This is a genomic window from Micromonospora sp. C81 (assembly GCF_018070425.1).
GTDB classification, from domain to species: Bacteria; Actinomycetota; Actinomycetes; order Mycobacteriales; family Micromonosporaceae; genus Micromonospora; species Micromonospora zamorensis.
Genome location: NZ_JAGPXS010000010.1, coordinates 105589 through 131971 on the forward strand (window position 1 = coordinate 105589; position 26383 = coordinate 131971).

The following is a 26383-nucleotide window of genomic DNA, read 5'->3' on the forward strand; positions in this document are numbered from 1 at the left end:
TTCCGCAGTGGGCCACCGGGCGTGCTCAGCGGGACGCGGCAACGTCGACCAGGATCTTCGTCAGCTCTTCCGGGGTGTCACGCATGAGATTGTGTCCACCGGCGAGAGCATGGGTGGTCCAGCCTGGCTCCGCGCGGAGCTTCTGGTAGATCGTGGTGAACGGGGACTGGTCGGCCCACCCGGCGGCGTAGACGTAGTCCCGGCGGCGGATTTGTCCCGGGTCGCCGGTGAGTCGGAGTGGCTGGAGCACCGAGGCGATCGGGTGCGGCGTCGCCCGAGCGTCGAAGAACGGCAGTGATCGGGATGCGCAGCCGGTCTCGTCCACCTCCAGATACCACCTCCGCTCCTGGTCGGACACCAGTGACCAGCAAGAGTCGCCGTCGGCGGGTACCACGGCGTCCAGGTAAACCAGCGAGTCGATCCGGTCCGGTGCCCGGTCGGCGGCGCCCGTGATGACCATCCCGCCGTAGCTGTGCCCGACCAGCACCGTGTCGTGTAGGTTCTCGCCTTCGAGGAGGGCGACAACGTCCTGGATGTGCGTGTCGAGGTTGACCGTGCCGTGCAGCAGGTGGCTGCGTTCACTCACGCCGGTCAACGTCAGCGGGTGGACGGTGTGTCCCAGGTCGCGCAGCCGCCGGGTGACGTGCTCGAAGCACCAGCCACCGTGGCACATCCCTGGGATGAGTAGGAAGTTTGACATCGGGCTTGCTCCTTCGGTTGATTCTGAGGATGGCGTCCACTGTGGTGAGTCGTCCGAGGAGGGCGCTCAACGCTGCGGCGGCGCACAGGACAGCGGTCCACCCGAGTGTGGCCGCGGTGGAGGTGTGGTCGGCGACCAGACCGGCGAGCCACGGACCAGCGGTCTGACCGGCGGCGAACACGGCGGTGAAGACGGCGAGCGTGGCGGTCCAGTCAGCGGTCGGAGTGTGAGCCCTGATGAGGGCGGTGATCGCGGCCGGCACGCCCATGAAGGTCCCCCCATAAATGAGCGCGGAGGCCAGGACGACCGGTGTCGCGGATGACGTCAGCGCCAGTGCCGCTCCGCCGCTCAGGACGGTCAGCAGGATGGCCAGGGCGCGGGTGCCGGGCCACCTGGCGATCGGGCGAGTCCAGACGGCGGGCGCCGCCGCCACTGCCGTTCCGAGCACCGACCAGGTGAGCATCACCTGCAACACGGAGCTGTGCCGTTCGACCAGATAGGCGGAGAGAAAGGTGATGTAGGTGATGTAGCCGGCGGCGAACAGCAGGTAAGCCAGGGCCGCGGGCAGGAGTGGCCGAAGCCGGGCGCGGCCGACCTCAAGCCGCCGGGCACCGTCGCAACTGACCACGGTCCAGCTCACCCCGGTCGCTACGGCGGCGGCAGCACCGAGAGTCACCCAGGCGAGCCGCCAGTGCACGCCGAGCAGGGGTATGGCCAAGCCACTGACCACGATGCCCAGCCCAGCGCCGGCGAAGTAGACGGTGAGGGGAGTAGCCGAGGCGGCGTCTGCGGCGAGGCGGGACGCGATCACACTGCCTGCGACGAACACCACCGCTCCGGCCGCGCCGGACAGCGTTCGGAGAACCAACAGCACAAGGTAATCGCCGCTGACCGCGGTCGCCAGCAGCGACGCGGCGGTCAGCACCATGCCAGCGCGGAACGCGGTGGCGGCACCGACTCGGCGTACCAGCCCGTTCGTGAGCAGCGCGCCCAGCAGGTAGCCGAGCCCGTTCGCTGTCCCCATTCCGCCGGCAGCGGCCAGCGTCCAGTTCAGGTCGTCGCGCATGGCCGGCAGCAGCATCCCGTAGGCGAAGCGTGCCAAGCCGAGCGCGGCGGCGGTGCCCAGGGCCAGCCGTGCGGCGCGCCACACACTCGCGGGCGCGGTCGACGTCATGACCCCCCACATCATCGAACCGATCGGTACGAACTCGGCGATGGTAGCAGTAGAAGGAACCGGTCGGTACCATCTCTGTTATGCCAGTTCCCAAAGGTTCGACGATCGACCCGGAGCGCACCCGCGCCGGCATCATCGAGGCCGCCGCCCCACTGCTGTACGAGCGGGGCCTCGACGGCATCGGCGTCGCCGAACTGTGCGCCAGGATCGGCGTGTCGAAGGAAACCGTCTACCGATACTTCGGCACCAAGGACGGTCTCATCCAGGCGGTGCTGGAGGCCCGCAGCGAGCGGGTGACGGCCTGGATCGCCGGGGCCGCAGCCGCAGCCGGGGACGATCCCCGCGAGCAGCTCGCTGCCGTCTTCGACGAACTTCAACGGTGGTACGAGGAACCGACCTTCCGTGGCTGCGCGATGCAGAACGCCGCCGCTCAACACCAGGTCGAGGCGGTACGGACGGTCACCGCCCGCCATCTGGACCGCCGCCTCGGCCTGCTGACCGCGATCGCTGAGCGCGCTGGCGCAGTCGACCCCGATGCTCTCGGGCGACAATTGCTGCTGTTGGTCGAGGGCGCGACCCTGATCGCCGCCCACCACGACCCGACCGGTGCTGGCCACCACGCCAAGCAGGCCGCCCTCGCACTGCTGCCCGCCAACCGGCCGAGCCGGGCCGCCCGGGCCACGCCCGACGCAAAGCCAAATGACGTTGAAGTATCAGCGGATTAATTATCGCCGACCGACTTGACGGTCAGTGCAATGGCAATGTTGATTACCACAATTACTGCGAACGAAGTAGCGAGTGCACGATTTACAAGCGCATGCAGGGCCAGCGCGGCCGAGCCGAATACGAGCGCTTTTACCACGAGCACACCAATGAGTGGCAATGCAATTGTCGCCTTGGGTGAAGCAAACAGCCCCCATGTGATCGCCGCCAACAGGGGCGCTCCGACGGCGAGCGCGACCTTGACCGGGACGGCCGAGTCAGTCTTGGAGCCCCAGTAGCCGAGAACGGCCAGTGCTGCAAGTTCAAGCAGAAAGGCCAGCAGGTCGTTGACATGTCGCAGGAAGTTCATCCCAATTCCTCGTTCAAAGTCGATTGTCGCAGGCTTCAGGAGCCAAGAACTGGTGACCTGGCGCGCCTTTCTTGTCTCCGATGTCCGCCCGGCCACACAGGGCAACACAAGCTATCCAACACGTCGTTCAGGTCGGCGTTGAAACATAGGTCAGGAATACGCAAGCCCAGGGCCCCGGGTGCGGCTCCACGCATGCGCCACGGGCAGAAGTATCTGCGGTCGACGTCTCCCTGAGGGGAGACCGGCCGCGTCGCATCGAGGGCGGGACTTCTTGGCCGTGGCAGCGGGCGGCGTGTCGAAAACTCAGGAACCAACGATCCGGGTCAACGTCGCCAGCAGGCGCTCGAGCTCCCTGCGGTCGGCGTCGGGCAGCTCGCGGAGAATGGCCGCCTCGTTGGCCAGGTGCTGCTCGATGAGGCGGTCGGTCAACGCCGCGCCGGCCGGGGTCAGCCCCACCACTCTGCCTCGAGCGTCGCTGTCGGAGACCGAACGCGACACGAGGCCCCGGGCGATGAGCCGGTCGACTCGCTTGGTCACCGCCCCGGTGGTGACGAGCATCCGTTGGCTCAACTGCCCGGCCGTGAGCGTGTACGGCGGGCCTTCCCGGCGCAGAGCCGCCAGCACGTCGAACTCGCCGTTTCCCAGATCCGCCTCGGCGAACGGCGGCCGTAGGGCCGCGTCGAGCACTTCGGCCAGCCGCTGGATCCGCCCGATGATCAGCAATGGGTCGGGGTCGAGCTCGGGACGTTCACGACGCCACTGGGCGACGATGCTGCCGACGCGGTCCTCATTCATGCTTGCATCTTACCTTCCATGGAAGGTAAATTTCCTTCCGTGGAAGGTAAATTTGATCGTACGTCGGTTCCGGTGGTCACGGCCTACGTGGACCCGTCCTGCCCGTTCGCCTGGATCACCTCCCGATGGCTCATGGAAGTGGGGAGGCTGCGTCCGATCGACCTGCGGTTCGAGGTGATGAGCCTTTCGGTCCTCAACGAAGACCGCGAGCTGGAGCCCTGGTACCGCGCCTTCAACGACCGCGCGTGGGGGCCGGCGCGGGTGTGCGTGGCAGCGGCGGTGCACCACAGTTCGGCGGCCCTCGCCCGCCTCTACCCGGCGCTCGGCCGCCGCATCCACGACGAGGGCGACAAGGACTTCGCCGCCGTCGTCCCGGCGGCCCTGGCCGAGGCAGGCCTGCCCGCCGACCTCGCCGACGCCGCCCACCGCAGCGACCTCGACCCGCAGATGCGCGCCGGCACCGCCAAGGCCCGGCAACTCGTCGGCGAGGACCTCGGTACCCCGACCGTCGTGATCGACGGCGTCGCCTTCTTCGGCCCCGTGCTGACCTCCATCCCCCGCGGCGAGGAGGCCCTGCGGGTCTTCGACGGCGCCCGCATGCTCGCCGGCTGCCGGGCCTTCTCCGAACTCAAGCGGGCCCGCTCCGATGGCCTCAGCTTCGCCTAGCCCGGCCGCGCTCACCGCGGCCCCTCACCGGCGGCCAACCACCACCCTCATCCGGGCACAGCTCGTCACCGCCGTGGGCGACGGCTGCTTCTACGTGATCTTCGTCGTCTACCTGGTGCAGGTCGGCCACCTGAGACCGGCGCAGGTCGGTGGCCTCCTGACCGTCGCGTGGGGGGCCGGCTTCCTCCTCACTCATCCCCTCGGAGCCTTGGGCGACAGGATCGGACTGCGACGGGTGACCATCCTGCTGTCCGCGGCCACCGCAGCCGCCCTGCTGACATTGGCGTCGGCACCGACACCCTGGTTGGTCTCGTCCGCCTGCGTCGCGTACGCGATCGCCCAGAGCGGGGCCGGCGCGACCCGGCAGGCCCTGCTGGTCTCCCTGGTGCCGTCCACCGAACTGGTCGCGGTGCGAGCAGGTATCCAGACCGCGGTCAACGCCGGGATCGGGCTAGGCGCCACTGCCGGAGGGCTGGCGCTCCTCGCCGGTACCCCCACCGTCTACCGCGCCGCCCTGGTCGGTGACGCGGCGCTCTTTGCCGTGAGCGCGATCATGCTCACCCGGCTGCCGCCCGTCGCACGGGCCCCCGTACGGACGGGCCACGGATGGGACGCCCCGCGGGACACCCGCTACGTCGTGGTAGCAGCGCTCAACGCGGTGCTGTACCTGTACATGCCGATGCTCAGCGTGTTGCTGCCCCTCTACCTGACCAGCCGCACGGCGGCGCCGTCCTGGATCGTGGCGGCGGTCTTCGTCGTCAACACCCTCGGCGTCCTCGGCTGGCAGCGCCGGACGGCCCGACGCGTGACCACCCTGGCCGAGGCGACCCGGGCGATCCGCCTCGCCGGCCTCGCGCTCTGCGTAGCCTGCGTGCTCTTCTCGACGGCGACCGCCACCACCGACCCTGCCGTCACCACGGGTCTCCTCCTCGCCGCCGTGGCTGTGCAGGTGGCCGGCGAGCTGCGACTGGCCGCCGGTTCGTGGTGCGTCGGATTCGCGTTGGCCGATCCAACCCGCCCCGGGCAGTGGCAGGGCGTGTACTCCAGCGGCGTCCCGCTGGCCCGTGCCGTCGGGCCGGCCGCCCTGACCGCCCTGGTTATGGTCTGGTCCGGTCCGGGGTGGCTCGTTCTCGGGCTCGTCTTCCTGGCCACCGGGCTCACCACGACTCTCGCCGTCACCTGGGCCGCGCACCGCCGGCCCTTCCAGACACTCGACCCGGGAGCCACCTGACCACTTGCCCTGGCCTACCGCGGCCACGAGCAGGCAGTGCACCGATGGATTGATGGTTACGCGGACAGGCTGGAAGAGCGGCCACGTGGTATTCGACCCATCCCAGGTGACGAGTGGCGCGACCCGCTCGGCGACCCGGTTCGTACCGGAGACTGGCTGAACTATTTCGACCGCGAGTTGGCCGGCGAACCTTGGCGGGAGGTGTTGGTCCGGTGGTGGCCGCGCCTGCTACCTGGCATAGCCGCCGGCGCGACCCACGGCGTCATCCGGGTCGGCCACGCCGTACGTGCGTTGCTCGACGAGGAGACCCAGCCGCGCGTCGCCGAACTCGGTCAGGGGCTGGCCTACTGGGCCGCCCGGTGGCAGCCCCTCGCGCCACCTGGCGCCGGGTCGTACCCGACAACCGACGCCCGGTCCGCGCTCGACGCGGTACCCCGCGTACCCGACCAGCGGTCCGGCATTCGAGCCCGCCTCGCCCAACTGGCCGACCTGAGCCGGTGGCCTTCCGTAGCTGGCGCGGTGCCCGGAAACAACACGGACGACGTGCCGACACGGCTCGCGGGGATCGTCGACGCCGCGGTGGTCCGGCACGGCACCCACGGGTACGCGAGCCCTGTCATGCTCGTCCACGCCGCGACCGCGCCGAACGCGGTCCTGCGTGCGTTGCCGGCTCTACCGCAGGCGCTCTGGGTGCCGAGCCTCGCCGCCGCCTGGGCGGCAACAGCTGCCGTTACTGCCGCTTACGCCCCGGCCGAGGCGCGGCCCGCCCCGTCCGCTGGCACCAACCTGAGCCTCGGTCAGGTCATGCGCCGCGCAACAGACAGCGGAGACGCGCACGCGATCAAGTTCATTGATGCCTTGAGCGACACGTACACCCGATCCGGAGATTCCGCACTGCTCGCCATCGCCGCGCAATCCGTCGAGCAGATCGCCGCCGACTAGTGCCGTCAGTCAGGCAGGTCGGAGATCCGGGTCGAAAGTTTGCGCAGCACCTCGAGCTCGTCGGGACTTAGATGATCGAGGAAGCGCGCGCGTACGGAAACGACATGGTGTGGGGCAGCTTCATCCAGCACCCTGAAGCCGTCGTCGGTCAGGTGCAGGATGCAGCCCCGCGCGTCCTGTAGGTCGGGCTCCTTGTCGATGAGTCCGCGCGCCTCCATTCGGGTCGCGTGGTGGGACAGTCGGCTGCGCGACCACTCCATCTTGTGGGCGAGGTCCTTGAGCGCCCACCGGCGGTTCGGCTTCTCCGACAGCGTGCTCAGCACCTCGTAGTCGGCCGGCGACAGCCCTGAGTCGCGGGCCAGGTCCCGGTTGAGCCGCGCCGGCAGCGTCGTCAGCAGGCGCCGGAAAGCGCGCCAGGCGTGTTCCTCGTCCTCGCTCAACCAGGCAGTGTCCACGCGGTCACACTACATCTCGTTGACACGTCATCGAAAGCTCGGTTATGTTCGTTGACATGTCATTGAAAGCACAGACTGCCCAACTGAACGTCCTGGTCATCGTCGCGAGCACCCGCCCCGGACGGCTGGGTCCAGCAATCGCCGACTGGTTCGTCCAGGCGACCCTCCCGACAGCCGCAGCGGCCCGGATCACTCTCGACGTCGCGGACCTGGCCGACATCGGGCTGCCGCTGCTCGACGAGCCCGAGCATCCCTCCAGCGGCATCTACGTCCACGAGCACACTCGCGCATGGAGCCAGCGGGTTGCCGCAGCTGACGCATTCGTGGTGGTGACACCCGAGTACAACTACGGCATGCCAGCGGTATTGAAGAACGCTCTGGACTTCCTCTACCACGAGTGGTCGTGGAAGCCGGTGGGATTCGTCAGCTACGGCAACACCTCGGCCGGCACCCGGTCGGTGCAGATGACGAAGCAGGTCGTCACCACCTTGAAGATGATGCCCATCGGTGCCACCGTCGCCCTCCGCATCGCCGACAGCACCCAGGACGGGCAGGTTCTCCGTTCCGCGGGACTCGACGACACGGCTCGCAGGATGCTGCTTGAGTTGACCCGGGTGGCCTCAGCGATGCGGCCCCTGCGCACCGAACCGGACAGTGACGTCACCAACGTGCCCGGGCCGGTCGAAGGACTACGGCTGACCATCGCCCAGCCGGACGACCTCGCCGAGTTGCTCGTCCTCCAGCGGTGCTGCTGGGTGCAGGAGGCCCTCGCGAACGACACGCTCGACCTGTCGCCGCTCCGGGAAACCCTCGACGAACTGCGCGAATCGACGTCGACATGGCAGCTGTGGTGCGTACGTCGACACGGACGCCTCGTCGCGGCGGTCCGAGCCCAGGCACGCGGCCGTGGGTGGTTGATCGGTCGCCTCATGGTGGCTCCCGACCAGGCCGGAAACGGCATCGGCTCCTGGCTTCTCTCATACGCCGAACAGCAGGCCCCCGAGGAAACCACGCACTACGAGCTGTTCACCGGCCACCGCAGCACGAGCAACATCAAGATGTACGAACGCGCCGGCTACGCCCTCACCCACGCTGACGACACCCCGGATGGCAGCGTCCACCTCATCAAACAGAGGCAACCGACCGCCTGACCCTCATCGCCGGTTGTCAGCGGTTACCTCGGCGCGCAGGGCCGCCGTACAGGTGGACGCGGTTGTCGACATCGTGGTCCGGTTCGCCGTGCAGGAAGCGGTCGTGTGCGACACGGCCGTTGCTGACATGAACCACCCAGTCCTCGTAGTACCAGCTGGGGTCGCACGCGCACTGGGTGAACCGGAACCGGAAATTGGCTCGATACCGGCCGACCTGTCCGTGGGCGAGGGTGAACAGGCGGGCCGACACTCCCGGTGGGGGGAACGCCGCCGCGCCGGGCAGGCGCTCGACGGTCACCGCCGGGCCGTCGGAGGTGAGCCACAGATTGAGGTTGCGGGCGATGCTCACGTCACCGGTCAGTACGTCGCTACGACGTACGTAGCCGCCGGCCTCATCGGCCAGGACGTCGTGGACTACGACGTGGCCCTCTGGGAGTGGCGCCGGGAGTGCCACTGGGCGGTTGAGCCCTCGACGGGCGTTGGCCTGTGGAGCGCCGCGCCCAGCCGCGCTCCATCGCACGCGTACCCGCTGAATGACGATCACGCCCAAACCATGACCCACTGAACACACGACTCGCCAGCCGGCATCCGCTCATGCCGCTGCGCTGCGGCACTCGGCGAGCAGACGAGGTGATGTCCCACTGTGCTGTTCCCTTGCCGGCAGTGAATGATCAGCCCGACCCGAACCGTAAGAGCTGAACTATCGCAGGGAGATCCCGCGTCGTGGAGACGGCGGCGAACCCGGCCGAGGGCTGGGCACGGCGCGGATAGATGATGGTGTTGCTGCCGGTGCTCGTGGGCGGAGCCTGTGGCGCTTGACGTAATCGCGGCCAGACAGATAGGGGTCGGGAGTGCCGATCGATCTGCAGGAAGTGCGGGTGTGGCGACTGGGTGTCGCGTTGAGGATCTTCAGCGGCCTGCTGTTGGGTGTTGCAGCCGTTGGGGTGCTGGTGTTCTCCGCCTACCAGGCTTCTGCACCCGACGGCGATCTGCGTCCGGTGCTCGCCATCGCCGTGCCTTACGGCCTCCTGGGATTCGTGTTGTGGCGGAACATATTCCATCCTCGACTGTCCGCAGGTCCCGAAGGACTGATCCTGCACAGCCAGTGGCGTACGTTCCACGTGCCGTGGTCAGCCGTTGTGCGGTGCGACCCGGGCTATCACGGAATCGCCATCACCTGCGCCGACGGCAGTCGGGTAATGGCTCCCGCCCCGCAGAAGTCGAACCTGAGCCGCTGGCTCGGACGTGCGACCCGGGCGGACGACGTCGCTGACTACCTCGAACAGCGCGCCCGAGAACACCAACGGCAGTCGAGGCGAGTGGCGTCCCGGGTGAGTGACGACGGACCGGGCAACAACACGTGACAGACCCTTTAGGGCGGAACGGGTGTGTCGTACCTCCGGTGTTCCTCCTCACCTGATCGATCGAGGCGACCGGACCGCGGATGTGCTTCGGTGTGCTCGTGACTCGCACAAGGCTGGTTAGGTGGGTGACCCCCGAAAGGGCGGAGTCGGTTCTGCTCATGGTCGCCGGGCTGGCTGGCTGGCTGGTGTGGAAAGCCGGTGCACCCAAGTGGGCGGGCCTGGTCCTGTCACTCGGCGTCGCCCTGTTGGTCCGATGGATGCGGCAACGAGGACACATCGAACGCGCTCTCGTCCGATGGCTCCACCGTCACGAGGAGTCATCTGGGGTATAGATCAACACGGTGCCCGATCTGACAGCTCAGCTGGATCAGGAGCGGCTCGCCCGCTCTATCTGGTTCGGGCGGACCGGACGCAACTCTTCTGTCGGCCGGATCGTTGGTGCGACAAGGGGAGGACGGGGGCGGACGATGGCGGCGGAACGCGGCGCCGCACTGCTGCGCCCTCCGACGAGTTCGGGCCGCGCGACCTTCCTCGAACTCTTCTTCGATCTGGCCTTCGTAGTGGCCCTCACCCGGGTCTCGCAACGATTCGCCGGCCTGAGCGATGACACCGGTTGGGCCCTCGTCGAGGGGTTCGGTCGTACGCTGCTGCTCTTCTTGGCCCTCTGGCTGATCTGGTCGCACACAGCCTGGATCACCAGTCGCTACGAACCAGAGCAACCGATCATCCAGGCCGTCGTGGTCGGCACCATGTTCGCCAGCCTGGTCATGGCGGTGGCGTTGCCTCGGGCCATGGAGGAACGGGCGCTGCCGTTCGCGGTCGCGTACCTGATGGTGATGGTGGTACGGCCGCTGGTGATCGCGGCCGCGCTGCGTGGCCATCCGCGACGACTGGTGCCGTTTCGGCTTGCCGTGTGGGCTTCGGCGAGTGCGCCACTGTGGCTGGCCGGCGCATTGGGGCCGGATCGACTTCGCCTGCCGCTGTGGGCTGCCGCCCTTACTGTCGACTACGTCGCCTGGGCCCTGGGTTGGCCGTTGCCGTGGCTCGGGGCCTCAGAGGTGGGCCGCTGGCGAATCGCCGGCACGCATCTCGCCGACCGTTACCAGCAGATGTTTCTCATCGCACTCGGTGAGTCGATTCTGGTCATCGGCGTGGTCTTCAGCGGGACGGACTACTCCGCGGTGCGGGCGGCCGCCTTCGCGGTCGCGTTCGCCATCAGCGCGCTGATCTGGCGGATCTACTTCCACCGCGCCGGCTTGCTGTTGGCCGAGGCGTTGGAACGGTCGGCCATGCCCGGCCGGCTGGGCGCGTCGTCGGAACGGACGCATCTGCTGATCGTGTTCAGCGTGCTCGTCACCTCGGTCGGCTACGAGCTGGTGATCCACAATCCGTACGGGTCGCCGCGGCCCGGTTGGCTTCTGTTCGTGGTGGGCGGTCCGATGCTCTTCCTTGTCGCCCGTATGCGGCTGGAGTACGAGATCTTTGGCCGGGTTTCGCCTTCCCGGGTGGCCGGAGTGCTGGCCCTGCTGCTGTTCACGCCGGCATTGGCCCGCTGGGCACCGATGGTCGGGTTGAGCGTGGTGGCCGCAGTGCTGGTCCTGGTCGCGCTACTCGACAGCCTGCGGAGCCGGGGACGACCACTGGAGGGTTCCGCTTCGCCGATCGGGCGAGAGGCATCCGGCGAGCGTGACTCCGAGGCGTGACCGCGCGACTATGCGCACCAATCAGGCGTACTAATGCGCCGACTCGGCCGACTGGCGCTCGGTATTGATCCGGAGCAGTCCTTCGACCCCGCTGAGGAAGGTCTCGGACACCAACGCGGGGTCGAAAAGGCACCCGGCCGCCATGGCGCCGTCGCGAAGCATGACGAAGTGGCGTGCGGCGGCATCCGCCGTTTCCTCGTGGACCTGCGCCATCTGCGTGGTGAGCGTGTCCAGGAACCATTGCCGGTGGGCGATGATCTCCTGGTGCACGGGATGGTCGGTGTCGGGATACTCGGCCGCTGCGTTCAGGAAGGCGCATCCGCGGAACCCGGGGGACTGGATGTTTCCAGCGATGGAGCCAGCGACGGCCAGGAGGCGGTCGACCGGCGCGGAGTCGGCGGCGATGGCCGCCTCGACCGTGCCGCGCTCCATGCGGTGGATCTCCCGCAGGTACGCCAGAATGAGGTCGTCCTTGCTGGGGAAGTGCCGGTAAAAGGTGGCCCGGGTCACTTTCGCCTCAGCAATGATGCGGTCAACGCCCACGGCGTGGATGCCCTCGGCGTAGAAGATCCTGGTTGCCGTGGTGAGGAGCCGGAGCCGCGCCTCAGAAGGCCGCGTGCCAGGTTCGGTGCGGAGCATCCCACTATCTTAGCGATAGAACGTTCGGTCTAACGCTGCGCGCGGCCGAAGGTTTGTGGGGGGCGGCCCCTCGGCGGATTGGTGGGTAGAACGGTCTGTCTTGACAGACAGGCGGGGGCTCGTCATGCTTGAGACGCGACAGAACGTTCGTTCTCGTCGAGCCTTCGCCGAAAGGGTCACCGTGACCACCATTGCCGCTGCCCCCGAGATCTCCCAGCCCGCCTCCGCCTTGCGGCGGCTGTACTTCACCCGCTTCGCGTTCGCCATCGTGTGGGCACTCGTGACTATCGCCACCGCCAAGGAGATCGGCCCGCTCACGGTGGCACTTTTCGTGCTCTACCCGTTGTTCGACGTGGGCGCCGCCATCTACGACCTTCGTTCGACGCGGCTCGCCGGCTCGCCGGCCCTGCTGTACGTGAACATCGCGGTCAGCCTGATAACCGCCGTCGGTGTGGGCGTCGCCAGCGCGTCCGGCATCCCCGCCGTTCTGCGGGTGTGGGGCGCCTGGGCGATCGTGGCCGGACTGGTCCAGTTGATTGTGGGTGTCACTCGTCGGAAGATGGGTGGCCAGTGGCCGATGATCATCAGTGGGGGTATCTCGGTTCTGGCTGGTGGGTCCTTCATCGCCGGTGCGTCCGCGGCTGACCCGTCGCTGACCAACGCGGCTGGTTACGCCATCCCCGGCGCCATCTTCTTCCTCATCGCGGCCGTCCGTCTCGGCCGTGCCGCGAAGGGCAACTGACATGACCGCCTTCGAGTACGACGTCGTCGTGATCGGTGCCGGTCCGGTTGGGGAGAACGTCGCTGACCGGGTCGTGCAGGGCGGCCTGACCGCCGCCATCGTCGAGCGGGAGTTGGTCGGCGGGGAGTGCTCGTACTGGGCCTGCATGCCGACCAAGGCGCTGCTGCGTAGCGCGTCCGCGTTGCGGGCGGCTCGCCAACTGCCGGGAGCGCGGGAGGCGGTGACGGGACACCTGGACGCCGCAGCGGTGCTCGGACGCCGGGACTCCTTCGCGTCCCAGTGGAAGGACGACGGGCAGGTGTCCTGGCTTGAGTCGGCGGGGATCGCGCTGCACCGCGGGCAGGGGCGAATCCGTTCGACCCGGCTCGTCCAGGTGACGGGGGTCGACGGCGTGACGGTCACGCTGACCGCGCGGCACGCGGTGGTCGTCGCGACCGGGAGTAGCGCTCTGCTGCCGGATATTCCAGGCCTGCGGGAGGCGGCGCCGTGGTCCAGTCGCGAGGCCGCCTCGGCCGCCTCGGTGCCCCGCCGGCTCGCGATCATCGGTGGTGGTGTGGTGGCGGCTGAGATGGCGACCGCGTTCGGCGCCCTGGGATCTTCGGTGACGGTGCTGGCCCGTGACGGTGTGCTGCCGTCGGCAGAGCCGTTCGCGGGGGAGTTGGTCACGGAGTCGTTGCGCGAGGCCGGTGTGTCGGTACGCCTCGGCGCGAATGCCGTCTCCGTCAGCCGCGACGACAGCGGAACCGTCCACGTCGATACGGCCGACGGTGAGCAGGTTGAAGCCGACGAGGTGCTGGTGGCAGTCGGTCGTATCCCGAACACCCAGGACATCGGGCTGGAGAACGCCGGGCTGGCGCCGGGTGTCTGGCTGGCGGTCGACGACACGCTGCGCGTCGTCGGCGGCGGGGGATGGTTGTACGCCGCCGGTGATGTGAACCGGCGAGTGCTGCTGACCCATCAGGGCAAGTATCAGGCGCGCGCGGCGGGCGACGTGATCGTGGCCCGGGCGAGGGGTGAGAAGGTCGAGGACGGTCAGTGGGGCCGCCATGCGGTGACGGCTGATGAGCGTGCGGTGCCGCAGGTGATCTTCACCGACCCGGAGGTCGCGTCGGTCGGGCTGACGGCAGCTGCGGCTGCGGCGGCCGGACTGCGGATCCGGGTCGTGGATTACGACCTGGGCTCTGTCGCCGGATCGTCCCTGCATGCCGATGGCTACAAGGGGCACGCCCGAATGGTCGTCGACGAGGATCGAAAGGTGATCATCGGCTTCACCCTCGTCGGCCCGGACGTCGCGGAACTGATCCATGCCGCGACCATCGCCGTCGTCGGCGAGGTTCCGCTGGACCGGCTGTGGCACGCGGTTCCGGCATACCCGACCGTCAGCGAGGTCTGGCTACGGCTGCTGGAGACATACGGCCGGTGACGGTGCAACCAAGCGCTCGCCCCGCGTCGTCGAGTTGTACAGCTGGCATTCCAGATCTCGCTGACAGAGGTCTGAGTCGCCTTGAATACTGGGTGCTGCACCGTTCCCACAGCCGAAACTGCGGGCCGGTACGACGTCCGCCAGCTCGGAAGGAATGCCGCGATGAACGCTGCATCTGACATGTCCGCCCAGGACGCTGGGATGGCCACCATCGTGCTTGTTCATGGCGCATTCGCCGACTCGTCGAGTTGGAACGGGGTGATCGCTCACCTCAAGGGTCGGGGCTATCCGGTCATCGCCGTCGCGAACCCGCTCCGCGGTGTGCACAAGGACGCGGCGTACGTTCGATCTGTCGTAGACACCGTGTCCGGCCCGGTCGTGATGGCCGCTCATTCATACGGCGGATCAGTGATGACCGAGGCTGCCGATGGTGCCTCCAACGTCAAGGCTCTGGTGTACGTCGCCAGCGTGAGCCCGGACGTCGGCGAGAGCGTGGCCGACCTGGTCACGAAGTTCCCGGGAAGCGCGCTCCTCACTTCCGTCAAGATGGTGCCGTACCCCCTCGACGAGGGCGGCACGTCCATGGAGCAGTACATCTATCAGGAAAAATTCCCTGCGGTTTTCGCCGCCGACGTCGACCCCGACACCGCTGAGCTGATGGCGGTGACGCAGCGGCCGCCCACCGAGGCCGCCCAGACGGAGAGCGTGACCAGGGCCGCCTGGAAGACGATCCGGTCCTGGACCCTGATCACCACCCAGGACATGGGGATTCCGCCGGACCTCCAGCGCTTCCTGGCCAAGCGGGCCGGCTCCACGACGGTTGAGATTGAGGCGTCCCACGCCGTGGCGGTCTCTCAACCCGGCCCGGTCGCAGACCTCATCGACACCGCCGCCCGCGCCACCACGCGCTAGGTGTTCGTTCCGACTGGTCGGACTGCGCTGGCCGATCCTGCTGGGAGCAACAGGGTACGTTGGCGCGGTGGGCACTCTTTGGACCCTGGGCTGTGACGCCGACGATCCCCAGCGGATCGCTGCTTTCTGGGCGTTGGCCCTCGGCTATGTCAATGAACCCGGCTTTGACGAGCCCGACAACGCGTCCATCGTCGACCCGGACGGCCGGGGCCCCGCCATTGCGTTTCTCAAGGTGCCCGAGGGCAAATCTGCCAAGAATCGCATGCACATCGACATCCGAGTCGCCGGTCCGGGCGCCGGTGACATGGCCGAGCGCACCCTGTTGATCCGGCAGAAAGTGCCCGATCTGGTCGCCGCCGGTGCGACGGTGGTCCGCGAGGAGTGGTACGGCGATGTCCTCGGGCACGTCGTCATGCTCGACCCCGAGGGCAACGAGTTCTGCGTCGCTTGAGGCCATGATCAAGGCCCGTTCCGCAACCTTGTCCGTTACTGCGTGGGCCTACTCACCGGCATCTCATGGATCTCGGGGAACCAGGCGCAGGGTGTGACACGTCCTGCACAGTCACCGACGACGACTGACCCGGCGATCCGGCATGCGGCTCACCAATGGTTGTCGATGTTGGCTGCCCACGATCGGACCGGATGGCACCCTGGGCACGTGGACAGGGCAGGGAGCCGGGGGAAGCTGACATCGGGGTTGCGGTGAACGTCCTCTGATGCGTACCGCGATGATCGTAGTGGCCGCGCTGGCGGCGGCAGTGATCGTGGACCTGATCTCTGGCCTGCTGGCCCGCCGCGTAGCCCGTGGCCGTTACCAGTGGCTGCTGGAGCCGCTGCGGCAAGCCTGCCGCCGCCCGGCGGCAGCGGTCCTGTTGGCCGCGGCGTTGCACTACGCGCTGCCGTCGGGACCGGCCGGGTGGCAACGTCATCTGCGGCACGTCGTCCTGGTGGCTTTGATCGTGGCCGGGGCCTGGCTAGTGATCAAGGCGTTGCACGTCGCCGAGGCGCTCGCGTTCAGCCGACTGCCGGGCGACGTGGCCACCAGCCGGAGGGTCCGGCGGGCTCGGACGCAGATCCGCCCCGTGCGGCGGCTCACCGTCGCCGTGGTCACGATCGTCGCGATCGGCCTGATCCTGATCACCTTCCGGCCGGTACGCCTCTTCGGTATCTCCGTGCTGACGTCGGCAGGAGTGGTCGGCGCTCTGATCGGCCTCTCCGCCCGAACCGCGCTCGGCAACGCGTTCGCCGGCATCCAGGTCGCCTTCGCCGACGGTCTGCATGTCGACGACGTGCTGGTGGTGGACGGCGAATGGGGCCGAGTCGAAGAGGTGAAGCTGACCAACGTGGTGATCCGGCTCTGGGACGAGCGGATGCTCATTCTGCCAACCACGTACTTTACCGAGCGGCCGTTCCAGAACTGGACCCGGAACGTGTCCCGGGTCGTCGGCAAAATCCAGATCCATGTCGACCACACCGCCGACCTGGACGACCTGCGCCGGGAGGCGCGCCGGCTGGTCGAGTCCTCACCGTTGTGGGATCGCAGCCAGTGGGTCCTCCAGATGGTCGACTCCACACCGCAGACGGCGGTCATCCAGGTGCAGGCCTCGGCCGCCGACGGCGCCAGCGCCTGGGACCTGCGCTGCGACCTGCGCGAGGGACTCGTCGCCTACCTGCGTGACCATCATCCCCAGTGGCTGCCCCGCACCCGCAGTCAGTACCAACCCTGACAGGCGGGTTCTATTCACAACCTGATCCGGTAATCGCTTCGGGTATTCCGTACATGATCCGTTCGAGCTGGAACGCTGAACGTGTGGAGCAGCAATCGGGACGACCGGCGCGGGAACGGCTGCTGTCGGTCAGGCGTGCCCTGTGGTCGTTAGCGGTCGGTGTGGTCGCGGGGGCCGCCATCGCGCTGGTCGGGGCGCCGGAGTTGACGCCGCTGGTGATCTGGACGATCGCGGCGGGCACGATCCTCGTCTGGGTGTGGAGGGCCTGCTGGTCGGCGAGCCCAAGGCTTACTGAGCAGCTTGCCGAGGCGGAGCAGCAGTCCCGTTCCACCGATGCGGCGATCCTGATCGCGTCTGCCATCAGCCTCATCGCCGTGGCCGAGGCGCTCGTCCGCGCCTCGAACCAGCAGGACGTGGTGGCTGTGACGCTGGTGATCCTCAGCGTCGTCGCGGTGGTCCTGGCGTGGGCGCTGGTGAATACGGTCTTCGCATTCAAGTACGCCCGGATGTACTTCCGCGACGATGGCGGCATCGACTTCAAGCGGGAAGATCCGCCGGCGTACGCCGACTTCGCGTACGCCGCGTTCACGGTCGGCATGTCCTACGCTCCGGGCGAGACCGAACCGACAAGCAACCGCGTGCGCCGGGTCGCGCTAGGGCATGCGCTGCTCTCCTACACCTTCGGAACTGGCATCCTGGCCGTCGCCGTCAACCTGGTCACCAACCTGGGCCAATCGTGACCCCGCGGAGCATGCAGTGGCGTGACCTGGCCAGCTGCTGTGCCACCACCACGGCAGACGTCGATCAGCTCTGTGGCTGTTGCCCCTGCGGTCGTGCCAGCCGCGCCGTGACCTGCCTCAGTGGCTGACTGCTGTTGACGATCTTCTTCATCCGTTGCCACCCCGCTCGGCCCGAAGACCCGCCCAGCACGCTGCCGAGACCCTCCACACCGCCGCCAGCCGCCGTCCCGCTGGTCTGAGTCAGTTGCTGGGTGCTCTGTCCGAGCTGCTGGGTGGCCTGTCCGGGTTGTTGACCGAGCTGCTGGGTGGCCTGCTGCAGCGTCTGCGACAGCGGTCCATTGGGCCCCAGCGCCTCCTGCGCTGTCTGCCCGACCTGGTTCACGGCCGTGTCCACCGTCTTCACCACCGACTCGATGATCTGAGGGTTGCGCTCGATTGTGCGGAGGGCGCTGTCGAGAATGCCCCTGAGCTCATCGAGCCGAACCTCGAGCATCGCCTCGGCCTCGACGCCCTTGATGTCGATCTTCACCGTGCCGAGATGCGCCTGAACGCCCACGTCGAGCTGGAGCAGGCTACCCAGCCGGGCTCGCAGAGAAACGGAGGCGTCCAGATCGTCGACCTCGACGTAGATCTGTTCGACCTTGACCTGCGGAATCTGGAGGACGACGTCCGGGTCTGACATCGTCTTGCTGCTGTGCCCGCCAGCCGGCTGAGGAAGGCCGTGCTCAGCGCTCTTCGGGACGACGGGGCGTTCGCCGTGCTTGGCACCCGTTGGCCCGCCGGCGGCACCGAGGTTCTGGCCGCGACCGGCGGATTTCGCGCCTTCCTCGCCGTCGCGCCGCCCACCAACCTGCTCACGCGGTTGCCCGGGCGACTCCCCGTGCGTGTCCCGGCTCTCCGGTTCGGTCATCCCGCACTCCTCGGGCCTCGCCTGACGTCCCGACCAGATGGAGCCCCACCATCGGTACGTCGCTCCGATCCTCGGCCCATCCCTTGGTGTGAAAGGCCAACCCCGCCTTGCTGATCCTGGTGATCAGCCTGAGCCTCACCGCAGCGAGGGTGTGGCCTAGGTGCCGATCCGCCGGGGCTGGAGCTGTCCCGACCCTGGCCCGGTCAACTGCCAGAACTCCTGCGGCAACTGGTCGACAAAGTCCCCGTACTCCTTCGCGCTGGCAGCCTCACGGAGGGTGTCCAGCACGGCCCGCGCTCCGTCGGTGGCCACCTGGCGATCCACCCCTGCCCGGGACTGCACCCGTTCCAAGAATTCGGTGAAGCCGAACCGTTCCGGATCTTCGGTGGGCCTGGACACCAGGCCTTTCAGCTCCTCGGGGAGCTGGGAAGCGAGGTCCCTTGCCTGGCCACCAGTGATCCGTTTTGCCACAGTCTCGAGCGTGGCGCGAGTGATCGGTTCCGCCTGCCCCGGTGGAACCTTGGGTCGTGCTGCCACAGACTGAATGAACTCGCTGTAGTTCACCTCGGATCCCCTCTCGAGCCGGATTGCGGCGGGTACCCGCCCTTGCCGGGGTGAAACGGCGGTTCGCACACCCTCAGGGTGGTGGCGGAGGGCGGTGGATGATCCTGCGGGTCACCCGCAACTGGTACAGGCCGGCACTGGTGATGGCATAAAAGACGGGAAGGATGAGGAAGATGACGAGGCCGATCAAGGGGGCCACCAGGTAGCCGACAATTCCTGCGAGGACGTACAGGAAGACCCCGGCGAGGGCCCGGAACCGCTCGACGTGAAAGAAGCCGTCCTTGGCCTGCTCCTTCAGCAGATCGGGGTTCCGGGCCAGGTAGTGGTAGAACGCCAGCCACGTCGCGCACAGCAACGCGCCGATCAGCGCGTAGAAGGCGATGGCTACACGCTGGTCCGCGTTGTTGTGCTCCTGCAGCGCGTGCGACACGACAATGGTCGGAAACGGCAGCAGCGCCGTGCTGAACAGCACGAAGAGGTTCATCCAGTGCAGGCCGCGATCGACCTGCCGGATGCGGTTGAACGCCGCCTTGTGGTTGAGCCAGACGACGGCCACGTACGAATAGGACGCGAGATAGGCGACGTACGATGGCCATTGGTCGAGTAGGCCAGACAGGAGGCGGCCAGGAGCAACGTCCGGCACCCGGAGGTCCAGGACCAGCAACGTGATGATGATGGCGAAGATCGCATCGCTGAACGCCACGGCACGGCTGGTGTCCGATCGGGTGCCTAGGTCCGTGTCTGGCCCGCTCACCGAGTGCGCCTTCCCAGGGTCGTCCGCGGCAAACAGCTGGGCAGCCCCGTTGCGAATGCCCCGCGCCCGCAGGCCGATGTCTCCGGATACGCCGCATCCGGCCACCGGGCGCGCCGCGGTGGCCGGATGCGGGTGGTGGTCAAGGTTTGAGGACGACCTTCTCGCAGTGGTCCTGCTTGTTCTTGAAGATCTCGAAGCCGCGTTCTGCCTGGTCGAGCGGCAGGGTGTGGGTGATGACCCGGGTCGGGTCGATCTCCCCGCGTTCGATGCGCTGCAGCAGCGGCTTCATGTAGCGCTGTACGTGGCATTGACCGGTACGCAGGGTCAGCGCCCGGTTCATCCACGCCCCGGCCGGGAACTTGTCGAGGAAGCCGCCGTACACGCCGATCACCGACACGATGCCGCCGCTGCGGCACGACAGGATCGCCTGCCGCAGTGCGTGCGGGCGCTCGGTCTCCGAGCGGACTGCCTGCTTGACTCGGTCGTAGGCGTGCACGTGCGCGCTGCCGTGGCTGGCTTCCATGCCGACGGCGTCGATGCACTTGTCCGGTCCCCGCCCACCGGTCAGTTCCAGCAGCCGGGACCGCACGTCGACCTCCTCGAAGTTCACCGGCGTGTGGCCCGCCCGTTCGGCCATCTGCAGCCGGTAGGGCTCCTTGTCGATGGCGATGACCTTCGCGGCGCCGAGCGCGCGGGCACTGTCCATCGCGAACTGGCCGACCGGGCCGGCGCCCCACACCGCGACCACGTCGGTGGACTGGATGTCGCACATTTCGGCACCCATGTAGCCGGTGGGCAGGATGTCGGAGAGGAACAGCACCTGTTCGTCGGTCAGGTCGGCCTCGATCTTCAGTGGCCCGACGTCGGCGAACGGCACCCGCGCGTACTGTGCCTGACCGCCCGCGAAGCCGCCGGTCAGATGCGAATAGCCGAAGATTCCGGAGACCGGGTGACCGAACATCTTCTCCGCGATCCCGGCGTTGGGGTTGGAGTTCTCGCAGCAGGAGTACAGCTCGGCGGCGCAGGCGCCGCACGCGCCGCAGGCGATGGGGAACGGCACGACGACCCGGTCCCCGACGCTCAGCCGGCCCGGATCGACGCCCCGGCCGACCTCGATCACCTCGCCCATGAACTCGTGACCCATGACGTCGCCGTCCTGCATCGTGGGCACGTACCCATCGAGCAGGTGCAGGTCCGAGCCGCAGATCGCCGTGGAAGTGATCCGTACGATGGCATCGCGCTCGTTCAGGACCTTCGGGTCCGGCACGTCACGGACCTTGACCTTGTTGCGGCCGGCCCAGGTGTTCGCCCTCACGCGTCCGCCCCCTTGGCCAGTTCGGCATCCGACAGCGGTTGCGCCGGACGCTGTGGGAACTCCTTGCGGGCCCGCTTGCCCCACGGGGCACCGTCGGAACGAACCACCTGGCCGGTCTCCAGCACCTGTTTGAGCCGCCGCAGGTCGTCGTCGAGCTGTTGGTGTGGTTCCTCGCCGAAGTACCTGGCGACGGCCTTGCCGATCGCGCCGCCCGGGATGTCGTACGACAGAACGACGTGCACCTCGGTGCTCACGCCGTCCGGGGCGGGAACGAAGCGGACCGTACCGGCGTTCGGCACATCCGCGTTCCCGGTCGACCGCCACGCGATCTTCTCGCCGGGTGCCTCGTCAACGATCTCCGCGTCCCACTCGACGTTCTTGCCGAACGGAGCGCTGGCGGACCAGTGGCTCGTGCGATCACCGGTGGTGCGGATCTCCTCAAGGTGGGCCATGAACGTCGGGAGGTTGCCCAGGTCGCGCCAGAACGCGTAGACCTTGGGTGGGGTTTTGCGGATGGTTGTCGTGGCCGTCAGCTCCATGGATCCTCCTTCGCGTAAGCCTTGTACCGCCCCGCTCCTTTTCGCCCGGGTGGCTTGCACGGCGGTCAGCAGGTCCACCACCGTGATCCCGACGACGGCGCCAGTGACACCGACGAGACGACGACGGCGGCGCCCGCCACGGCGGGCGATGGCCACCCCGAGAGAGGCCAGGTCCATCGCGTCGCCCAGGACCCGGGTCCACGCCCAGATGCTCTTCCGCCGGCTCGTCAGAAGCCCGGCCGCATGTACCAACTCCCGCGCCCCGACCAGCGGCACCACCGCCCGGGTCGTGGGGGAGTCGTCCACTCCGCTGATGCGACGCACCGTGTCCGGTGCCGCTAGCTGTGCCACACCAAGGCCGAGACTCATCCAGCCGAGCCCGCGCCCGCGCCGCTGAACCTCGTCCTGCCTGGCCTTCACTGCATCTCGGGTTGCTAGTTGAGTCACGGGTAGCCTCCGCATCCGGTCGCACCGGCCGCGCATTCCGGTTCACGACGGTCCGGGCCGCGACCCCTAGGCGCCCGGATACCCCTCGGAAACCACCTCAACCCGCCCATCGGCCGCAGTACGCAGGCGATCCCTGTCCCGCTGCTCAGCACGGCGTCACGGCACCGGCTGATCGTCGCTTTGCACCGGTTCTAACAGCCGCTGCTCGGCGGGAGCGGCGGCCTTTCGGGCGGCGGGATAAACGCCGCTACGGGCTCAGGACCGGCCTGGTGCTTCCGGCCCTGAGCCCCGCTTGTCAGGCCGTCGCCATCTGGCGGACGTCTTCGCCCTGGGCGAACTCCTCGACCATCTTTGCGCAGAATGCCGGAAGGTCGCTGGGACTGCGGCTGGTGACCAAGCGGTTGTCGACCTGCACCTGTTGGTCCACCCAGTTCCCGCCCGCGTTACGGATGTCTGTGCGCAGGCTGGGGAATGAGGTGAGAGTCCGGCCGTTGACCATGCCGGTCTCGACCAACGACCAGGGGCCGTGGCAGATCGCCGCCACCGGCTTCTGTTGTTGGAAGAACGCCCGGACGAAGTCCATCGCCTGCGGGTTCATCCGGAGCCGGTCGGGGTTGACCGTCCCGCCAGGCAGCAACAGGGCGTCGTAGTCGGCCGCATTGACGTCGTTCACGGTCCGGTCCACCCGATAGCGGTTGGCCGGGTTGATGTCCTGGTTCATCGACTGGATCTCGCCCGACTGCAGGGAGATCAGATGGACCTCGGCTCCCGCCTGCTCCGCGGCAGCTCGGGACTGGGTGTATTCCACGTCCTCCACTCCGTCGGCGGCGAGGCAAGCGATCCGCTTGCCGGTCAGTGGCTGCTGGTTCTGCGCCATCTCTGCGGCCTCCCCTTCGCAGCACCGCCCCGCCGGCGGCGCGTCGCTAGATCGCGGTCGCCTTCCCGGTGTGGGGGACGGGCAAACAGGCCAGCGAAGCCCGCTCGAGGGTGGACAATTCTCCTCACCTGCCCGCTGCACAGCCAGTGCCTGTGCGGAGAAGGCCGCATCGCGCGTGTGCTGGCTGTCGCAGCGGGTATCGCAGACAACCCACTGGTACCCGGAAGGCCGACATGAACCCTGCTGCCGACGCGATCGAGTTGCCGTCCGGCCAGACCATGCCCGTGCTCGGCCAGGGAACCTGGTACCTCGGCGAGCGCCCCGCGAGGCGGCGGGACGAGATGACCGCCCTGCGTACCGGGCTCGACCTGGGCATGACCATGATCGACACTGCGGAGATGTACGGTGACGGCGCTTCCGAGGAACTCGTCGGCGAGGCAGTCGTCGGACGGCGCGCCGACGCCTTTCTGGTCGACAAGGTGCTGCCGTCCAACGCCAGTCGGCGGGGAACCGTGCAGGCCTGCCGCCGCAGCCTGCAACGACTCGGCGTCGACCACATCGACCTCTACCTGCTGCACTGGCGCGGCCCGCATCCACTCGCGGAGACGATCGAGGCGTTCGCCGAACTCGTCGACGCCGGCGACATCGGGCAGTGGGGTGTGAGCAACTTTGATCTTTCGGACATGACGGAGCTGCTCGATGCGGGCGGAGATGCCTGCGCGACGAATCAGATCCTGTACAACCTCACGCGCCGCGGCCCCGAGTACGACCTCCTACCGTGGCTACGCGAGCACCGAATCCCGGTGATGGCGTACTCGCCGATCGAGCAGGGGCGGCTGCTCGGCCACCCCCAGGTCGCGGAGGTCGCCGCCCGGCACGAGGCCACGCCCGCTCAGGTCGCGCTGGCCTGGCTGCTGCGACAGGAGGCGGTCGCAGCCATCCCCCGATCGTCCAAGCCAGAACACACGCGGGAGAACGCGGAGGCGCGTGACGTGCAACTTACCGAGGAGGACGTGGTGGCGCTCGACACGGCGTTTCCGCCGCCGGCCGGTCCGCAACCGCTGGAGATGTTGTAGGGCCAACGGCCGTTTCGGCGGGAGTCAGGTAAGTGCCGCAAGGGCGGCAGTATTCGTGCTGGGCGAGCTCCGCGCGGCTACGAGAGGTTCAAACAGAAGTCCGACGGACGCGTACGGGCCGTCTTCCAGCCCACCGGCTGACCGGTACGACTGCCGCCAACTCTCTCTCGCACCGCCCGGTCCATAGTTGGTCAGGTAGAGACTTGAGGCATCCCGCTTACCTCCTGCTGCGGGGCTGCCCGTCTTTCTCGTCCCGCCAGCCGTCCGGTTCGGGATGGTAACCGTAAGCGGCGGCCCGGACCGTCTCCTCGTTCTCCAGCCCGGAGCCGATCGCGCCGCCGACAGTGGCCAGCGAACTGGTGATCCAGGCGAGCGTCAGATAGTCGGTGAGATCGACCGGCCGCTGCAAGGTCTGTTCCAGCACGGATGTGTCGATCAGCAGTGCCCCGACGAGCACCGTCCCCACGAACAACACCGCGTACGACAGCACCGTGGCCAGAGTGAGGGTGAGGATCGTGCCCAGGTTGAACAGCCGTGCCAGCTCAGCCGGCGTCTCCCGGTCCGGTTTCTCCCACAGGTTGTGCGCGACGATCAGCCAGGCCACCAACGCCGACAGCCCGAGAAGCATGATCACCGCGAGCCGGAATCCGCCGAGGGCATCGCCCATCTGCCAGATGGTGTCCGTGGTGAGCGCGAACGCGGCCGTGCCGAACGCGCCGACCAGCAGCTTGGACAGGCCCAGCAGGGCTCGCCCCGGGCGGTTGGCTCGGACCATGCCGGTCAACAGCCGCACCCGGCCGATGAACCGCGAGGCGACGTAGCTTCGTTCCCCGGCGTCGGCCTCGCCGACCATCCGGTGGACGGCGGGAACCCTGCTCGCCATCTCGGTCGGTGCCCAGCCGGCCTGCGGCACCCGCTGGTCCGAAGCATCGCTCAGCAGCCGGCTCACCAGATCCGGAACGGCCGCGCGGGCCGCTCGTAGCTGGTTCAGTCCCAGCGCTGGCAGGGACACCACCGCGACTCGCCGCCGAGCGGACGTCTGCGCGACCAGCGGCACCCGCTCGACATGCAGCGGCAGGTCGGTCAGGCAGACTGCGACGTCCCACTGGTCTTCGGCACGCCGCCGAGCAAGATCGTCGAGCAGTGCCTCAACACCACCGTCGCGGCGCGGCGCCACCTCGCCCCAGCCTTCCCGGACAGTCCACCGCACGTCCGCGTTCACCCGCTCGCGGAGCCCGCCGGCCAGCTCGGCGGTGAGCCGTGCGGCCACCCGCGCCGGGTGATCCGGCGGGGTCGCCACCAGCCCGACGACGATCTGCGGGCGGTGCTCTCCACCGTGGGTCATCGCTGCTCCTCACCGCTGGCCGGGCTCGTCGCCGTCCGTCGTCACCAACGCCGGCTGCGGAGTAGGCCAGGTCACCCCTGAGAAGCGAGTGCTTCCCAGTGCCGACCGTCGGGGTGCAGCAGAAATCCACGCACTGCCGAGCCATGCCCTTTGTGGCGCTCATATCGTCGCAGACCGTTCCGGTCTCTAAGGCCGGTTTGCACCAGCCCTGAATGTACGTTGCGCGGCTCGGTCGGTACGCCGTAGCGGGTGGCGAAGGCGGTGACGGGCTGATCGTTCAGCAGTTCCCCTTGACCACGGCAATCGTAAGTCGTAGCTTACGTTCGTGGCGACTTACCGAACGCATCCGGGTTGGGAAGCGCTGGGCGATCCCAGCAGGCTCGCCATCGTTCAACGCCTCGCCGAGGGGCCCCGCGCCGTGGGGGAGCTGGCACACGAGCTGCCGATCAGCCGGCCGGCCGTGTCGCAGCATCTCAAGGTGCTCAAGAGCGCCGGCCTGGTCGTTGACCAGGCCGTGGGGACCCGCCGCGTCTACCGGCTCAGCCCGGTTGGCCTGGCCGCTCTGCGGGACCAGCTCGACACGTTCTGGCGACGGGCGCTGGATGGCTATCAGGACGTCGTTGAAGAGACCGAGGAGAGCTCATGACGCAAGCAGCCACGTCGGTGGTCCGCCGACAGATCGTCGTCAACGCACCAATCGAGCAGGCCTTCACCGTGTTCACCGAGCGGTTCGGGGACTTCAAGCCTCGCGAGCACAACCTGCTGCAGGTCCCGATCGCCGAAACCGTGTTCGAGCCCAGGGTCGGCGGGCACATCTACGACCGGGGCGTCGACGGCAGCGAATGCCGGTGGGCGCGCATTCTCGCCTTCGAGCCGCCGACGCGGGTCGTCTTCAGCTGGGATATCGGACCGACCTGGCAGCTCGAAACCGACCCTGGCCTGACCAGCGAGGTCGAGGTCACCTTCGTGGTCGAGACTCCGGACCAGACCAGGGTCGAGCTGGAGCACCGGCATCTCGACCGGCACGGGCCTGGCTGGGAATCGGTTCGGGACGGCGTCGAGGACGAAGCCGGGTGGCCCCTCTACCTCGACCGGTACCACTCCCTCTTCCAGGGATAGG

General features: G+C 68.1%; 30 protein-coding genes. 16 read left to right on the plus strand and 14 right to left on the minus strand.

Features of this window, described 5'->3' with window-relative positions; translation table 11 throughout:
- Positions 1 to 25: 25 nt before the first annotated feature.
- Entirely contained in the window at positions 26 to 673 is a 648-nt protein-coding gene (locus KBX46_RS18195; protein WP_247667774.1) for an alpha/beta fold hydrolase, read from the minus strand.
- Positions 579 to 1874, minus strand: a complete 1296-nt coding sequence (locus KBX46_RS32555) for a YbfB/YjiJ family MFS transporter (RefSeq protein ID WP_247667743.1) — start codon at positions 1872 to 1874, stop codon at positions 579 to 581. The genes KBX46_RS18195 and KBX46_RS32555 overlap by 95 nt, the downstream gene beginning before the upstream one ends.
- 80 nt (positions 1875 to 1954) lie before the next feature.
- Here KBX46_RS32555 and KBX46_RS18200 point away from each other — a divergent pair, with 80 nt between their 5' ends.
- Entirely contained in the window at positions 1955 to 2599 is a 645-nt protein-coding gene (locus KBX46_RS18200) for a TetR/AcrR family transcriptional regulator (protein ID WP_210793373.1), read from the plus strand.
- On the opposite strand, the gene KBX46_RS18205 is transcribed toward KBX46_RS18200, so the two are convergent.
- Positions 2596 to 2946, minus strand: coding sequence for a YrdB family protein (locus tag KBX46_RS18205; protein ID WP_210793374.1), 351 nt, complete (start codon positions 2944 to 2946; stop codon positions 2596 to 2598). The two genes, KBX46_RS18200 and KBX46_RS18205, sit on opposite strands and share 4 nt — an antisense overlap.
- A gap of 303 nt (positions 2947 to 3249) precedes the next feature.
- Positions 3250 to 3741 carry a MarR family winged helix-turn-helix transcriptional regulator gene (locus tag KBX46_RS18210; RefSeq protein ID WP_210793375.1) on the minus strand — a complete coding sequence of 164 codons (492 nt, stop codon included), beginning with the start codon at positions 3739 to 3741 and terminating at the stop codon, positions 3250 to 3252.
- An 18-nt stretch (positions 3742 to 3759) separates the two neighbouring features.
- On the opposite strand from KBX46_RS18210, the gene KBX46_RS18215 reads away from it, so the two are divergent.
- From KBX46_RS18215 to KBX46_RS18225, 3 genes are read left to right on the plus strand one after another with little or no spacing between them, the layout of a single operon-like run.
- Entirely contained in the window at positions 3760 to 4407 is a 648-nt protein-coding gene (locus KBX46_RS18215) for a disulfide bond formation protein DsbA (protein WP_374224984.1), read from the plus strand.
- Positions 4388 to 5638 (plus strand): MFS transporter, encoded by a 1251-nt coding sequence (locus tag KBX46_RS18220; RefSeq protein ID WP_247667744.1) that lies wholly within the window; start codon positions 4388 to 4390, stop codon positions 5636 to 5638. Before KBX46_RS18215 ends, KBX46_RS18220 begins: the two co-directional genes overlap by 20 nt.
- 36 nt (positions 5639 to 5674) lie before the next feature.
- On the plus strand, positions 5675 to 6580 hold the full coding sequence (locus KBX46_RS18225; protein ID WP_308159578.1) for a questin oxidase family protein: 906 nt from the start codon (positions 5675 to 5677) through the stop codon (positions 6578 to 6580).
- Between the two features lie 5 nt (positions 6581 to 6585).
- On the opposite strand, the gene KBX46_RS18230 is transcribed toward KBX46_RS18225, so the two are convergent.
- Positions 6586 to 7020 carry a MarR family winged helix-turn-helix transcriptional regulator gene (locus KBX46_RS18230; protein WP_197699598.1) on the minus strand — a complete coding sequence of 145 codons (435 nt, stop codon included), beginning with the start codon at positions 7018 to 7020 and terminating at the stop codon, positions 6586 to 6588.
- Positions 7021 to 7091: 71 nt separating this feature from the next.
- Between KBX46_RS18230 and KBX46_RS18235 the strand changes: the two genes are divergently transcribed.
- The gene (locus KBX46_RS18235; protein ID WP_210793377.1) at positions 7092 to 8186 is read left to right on the plus strand and encodes a bifunctional NAD(P)H-dependent oxidoreductase/GNAT family N-acetyltransferase; all 1095 of its coding nucleotides are present in this window, start codon (positions 7092 to 7094) and stop codon (positions 8184 to 8186) included.
- A 16-nt stretch (positions 8187 to 8202) separates the two neighbouring features.
- Here KBX46_RS18235 and KBX46_RS18240 read toward each other — a convergent pair whose 3' ends face one another.
- A complete protein-coding gene (locus KBX46_RS18240) occupies positions 8203 to 8730 on the minus strand; it encodes a hypothetical protein (protein WP_308159579.1) in 528 nt (175 codons plus the stop codon).
- Between the two features lie 307 nt (positions 8731 to 9037).
- Here KBX46_RS18240 and KBX46_RS33140 point away from each other — a divergent pair, with 307 nt between their 5' ends.
- A complete protein-coding gene (locus KBX46_RS33140) occupies positions 9038 to 9550 on the plus strand; it encodes a PH domain-containing protein (RefSeq protein WP_210793378.1) in 513 nt (170 codons plus the stop codon).
- A gap of 467 nt (positions 9551 to 10017) precedes the next feature.
- On the plus strand, positions 10018 to 11253 hold the full coding sequence (locus KBX46_RS18250; RefSeq protein ID WP_210793379.1) for a low temperature requirement protein A: 1236 nt from the start codon (positions 10018 to 10020) through the stop codon (positions 11251 to 11253).
- A gap of 30 nt (positions 11254 to 11283) precedes the next feature.
- Here the strand turns inward: KBX46_RS18250 and KBX46_RS18255 are convergent, their stop codons facing one another.
- Positions 11284 to 11892: a TetR/AcrR family transcriptional regulator gene (locus tag KBX46_RS18255; RefSeq protein WP_210793380.1), complete on the minus strand. Its 609-nt coding sequence runs from the start codon at positions 11890 to 11892 to the stop codon at positions 11284 to 11286.
- Positions 11893 to 12073: 181 nt separating this feature from the next.
- Here KBX46_RS18255 and KBX46_RS18260 point away from each other — a divergent pair, with 181 nt between their 5' ends.
- From KBX46_RS18260 to KBX46_RS18285, 6 genes are all read left to right on the plus strand, one after another.
- On the plus strand, positions 12074 to 12634 hold the full coding sequence (locus KBX46_RS18260; RefSeq protein WP_210793381.1) for a hypothetical protein: 561 nt from the start codon (positions 12074 to 12076) through the stop codon (positions 12632 to 12634).
- Position 12635: 1 nt separating this feature from the next.
- Complete coding sequence (locus KBX46_RS18265) at positions 12636 to 14057, plus strand: NAD(P)/FAD-dependent oxidoreductase (protein ID WP_210793382.1); 1422 nt, start codon at positions 12636 to 12638, stop codon at positions 14055 to 14057.
- Between the two features lie 162 nt (positions 14058 to 14219).
- The gene (locus tag KBX46_RS18270) at positions 14220 to 14969 is read left to right on the plus strand and encodes an alpha/beta hydrolase (RefSeq protein ID WP_247667746.1); all 750 of its coding nucleotides are present in this window, start codon (positions 14220 to 14222) and stop codon (positions 14967 to 14969) included.
- A gap of 67 nt (positions 14970 to 15036) precedes the next feature.
- Entirely contained in the window at positions 15037 to 15420 is a 384-nt protein-coding gene (locus KBX46_RS18275) for a VOC family protein (RefSeq protein ID WP_099851695.1), read from the plus strand.
- A gap of 265 nt (positions 15421 to 15685) precedes the next feature.
- Positions 15686 to 16696: a mechanosensitive ion channel family protein gene (locus tag KBX46_RS18280; protein WP_210793383.1), complete on the plus strand. Its 1011-nt coding sequence runs from the start codon at positions 15686 to 15688 to the stop codon at positions 16694 to 16696.
- Positions 16697 to 16779: 83 nt separating this feature from the next.
- Positions 16780 to 17436, plus strand: a complete 657-nt coding sequence (locus tag KBX46_RS18285) for a DUF1345 domain-containing protein (protein ID WP_308159580.1) — start codon at positions 16780 to 16782, stop codon at positions 17434 to 17436.
- A gap of 64 nt (positions 17437 to 17500) precedes the next feature.
- Here the strand turns inward: KBX46_RS18285 and KBX46_RS18290 are convergent, their stop codons facing one another.
- The 6 genes from KBX46_RS18290 to KBX46_RS18315 all read right to left on the minus strand — a co-directional run bounded on the left by KBX46_RS18290 (position 17501) and on the right by KBX46_RS18315 (position 22842).
- On the minus strand, positions 17501 to 18346 hold the full coding sequence (locus KBX46_RS18290) for a hypothetical protein (RefSeq protein ID WP_210793385.1): 846 nt from the start codon (positions 18344 to 18346) through the stop codon (positions 17501 to 17503).
- A 156-nt stretch (positions 18347 to 18502) separates the two neighbouring features.
- Positions 18503 to 18910: a DUF2267 domain-containing protein gene (locus KBX46_RS18295; RefSeq protein WP_088947045.1), complete on the minus strand. Its 408-nt coding sequence runs from the start codon at positions 18908 to 18910 to the stop codon at positions 18503 to 18505.
- Between the two features lie 73 nt (positions 18911 to 18983).
- A complete protein-coding gene (locus KBX46_RS18300) occupies positions 18984 to 19613 on the minus strand; it encodes a TMEM175 family protein (RefSeq protein WP_308159581.1) in 630 nt (209 codons plus the stop codon).
- Positions 19614 to 19803: 190 nt separating this feature from the next.
- On the minus strand, positions 19804 to 20979 hold the full coding sequence (locus KBX46_RS18305; protein ID WP_210793387.1) for a zinc-dependent alcohol dehydrogenase: 1176 nt from the start codon (positions 20977 to 20979) through the stop codon (positions 19804 to 19806).
- Entirely contained in the window at positions 20976 to 21887 is a 912-nt protein-coding gene (locus KBX46_RS32565; protein WP_247667747.1) for an SRPBCC family protein, read from the minus strand. The genes KBX46_RS18305 and KBX46_RS32565 overlap by 4 nt, the downstream gene beginning before the upstream one ends.
- A gap of 373 nt (positions 21888 to 22260) precedes the next feature.
- Positions 22261 to 22842: a type 1 glutamine amidotransferase domain-containing protein gene (locus KBX46_RS18315; protein ID WP_210793388.1), complete on the minus strand. Its 582-nt coding sequence runs from the start codon at positions 22840 to 22842 to the stop codon at positions 22261 to 22263.
- Positions 22843 to 23075: 233 nt separating this feature from the next.
- Here KBX46_RS18315 and KBX46_RS18320 point away from each other — a divergent pair, with 233 nt between their 5' ends.
- Entirely contained in the window at positions 23076 to 23918 is an 843-nt protein-coding gene (locus KBX46_RS18320; RefSeq protein ID WP_210793389.1) for an aldo/keto reductase, read from the plus strand.
- Positions 23919 to 24135: 217 nt separating this feature from the next.
- Here the strand turns inward: KBX46_RS18320 and KBX46_RS18325 are convergent, their stop codons facing one another.
- Positions 24136 to 25263, minus strand: a complete 1128-nt coding sequence (locus tag KBX46_RS18325; protein ID WP_210793390.1) for a hypothetical protein — start codon at positions 25261 to 25263, stop codon at positions 24136 to 24138.
- Positions 25264 to 25588: 325 nt separating this feature from the next.
- Here KBX46_RS18325 and KBX46_RS18330 point away from each other — a divergent pair, with 325 nt between their 5' ends.
- Together KBX46_RS18330 and KBX46_RS18335 are read left to right on the plus strand one after the other, a co-directional pair.
- A complete protein-coding gene (locus tag KBX46_RS18330) occupies positions 25589 to 25909 on the plus strand; it encodes a helix-turn-helix transcriptional regulator (protein ID WP_210793391.1) in 321 nt (106 codons plus the stop codon).
- The gene (locus tag KBX46_RS18335; RefSeq protein WP_088947051.1) at positions 25906 to 26382 is read left to right on the plus strand and encodes an SRPBCC family protein; all 477 of its coding nucleotides are present in this window, start codon (positions 25906 to 25908) and stop codon (positions 26380 to 26382) included. The genes KBX46_RS18330 and KBX46_RS18335 overlap by 4 nt, the downstream gene beginning before the upstream one ends.
- Position 26383 lies beyond the last annotated feature (1 nt).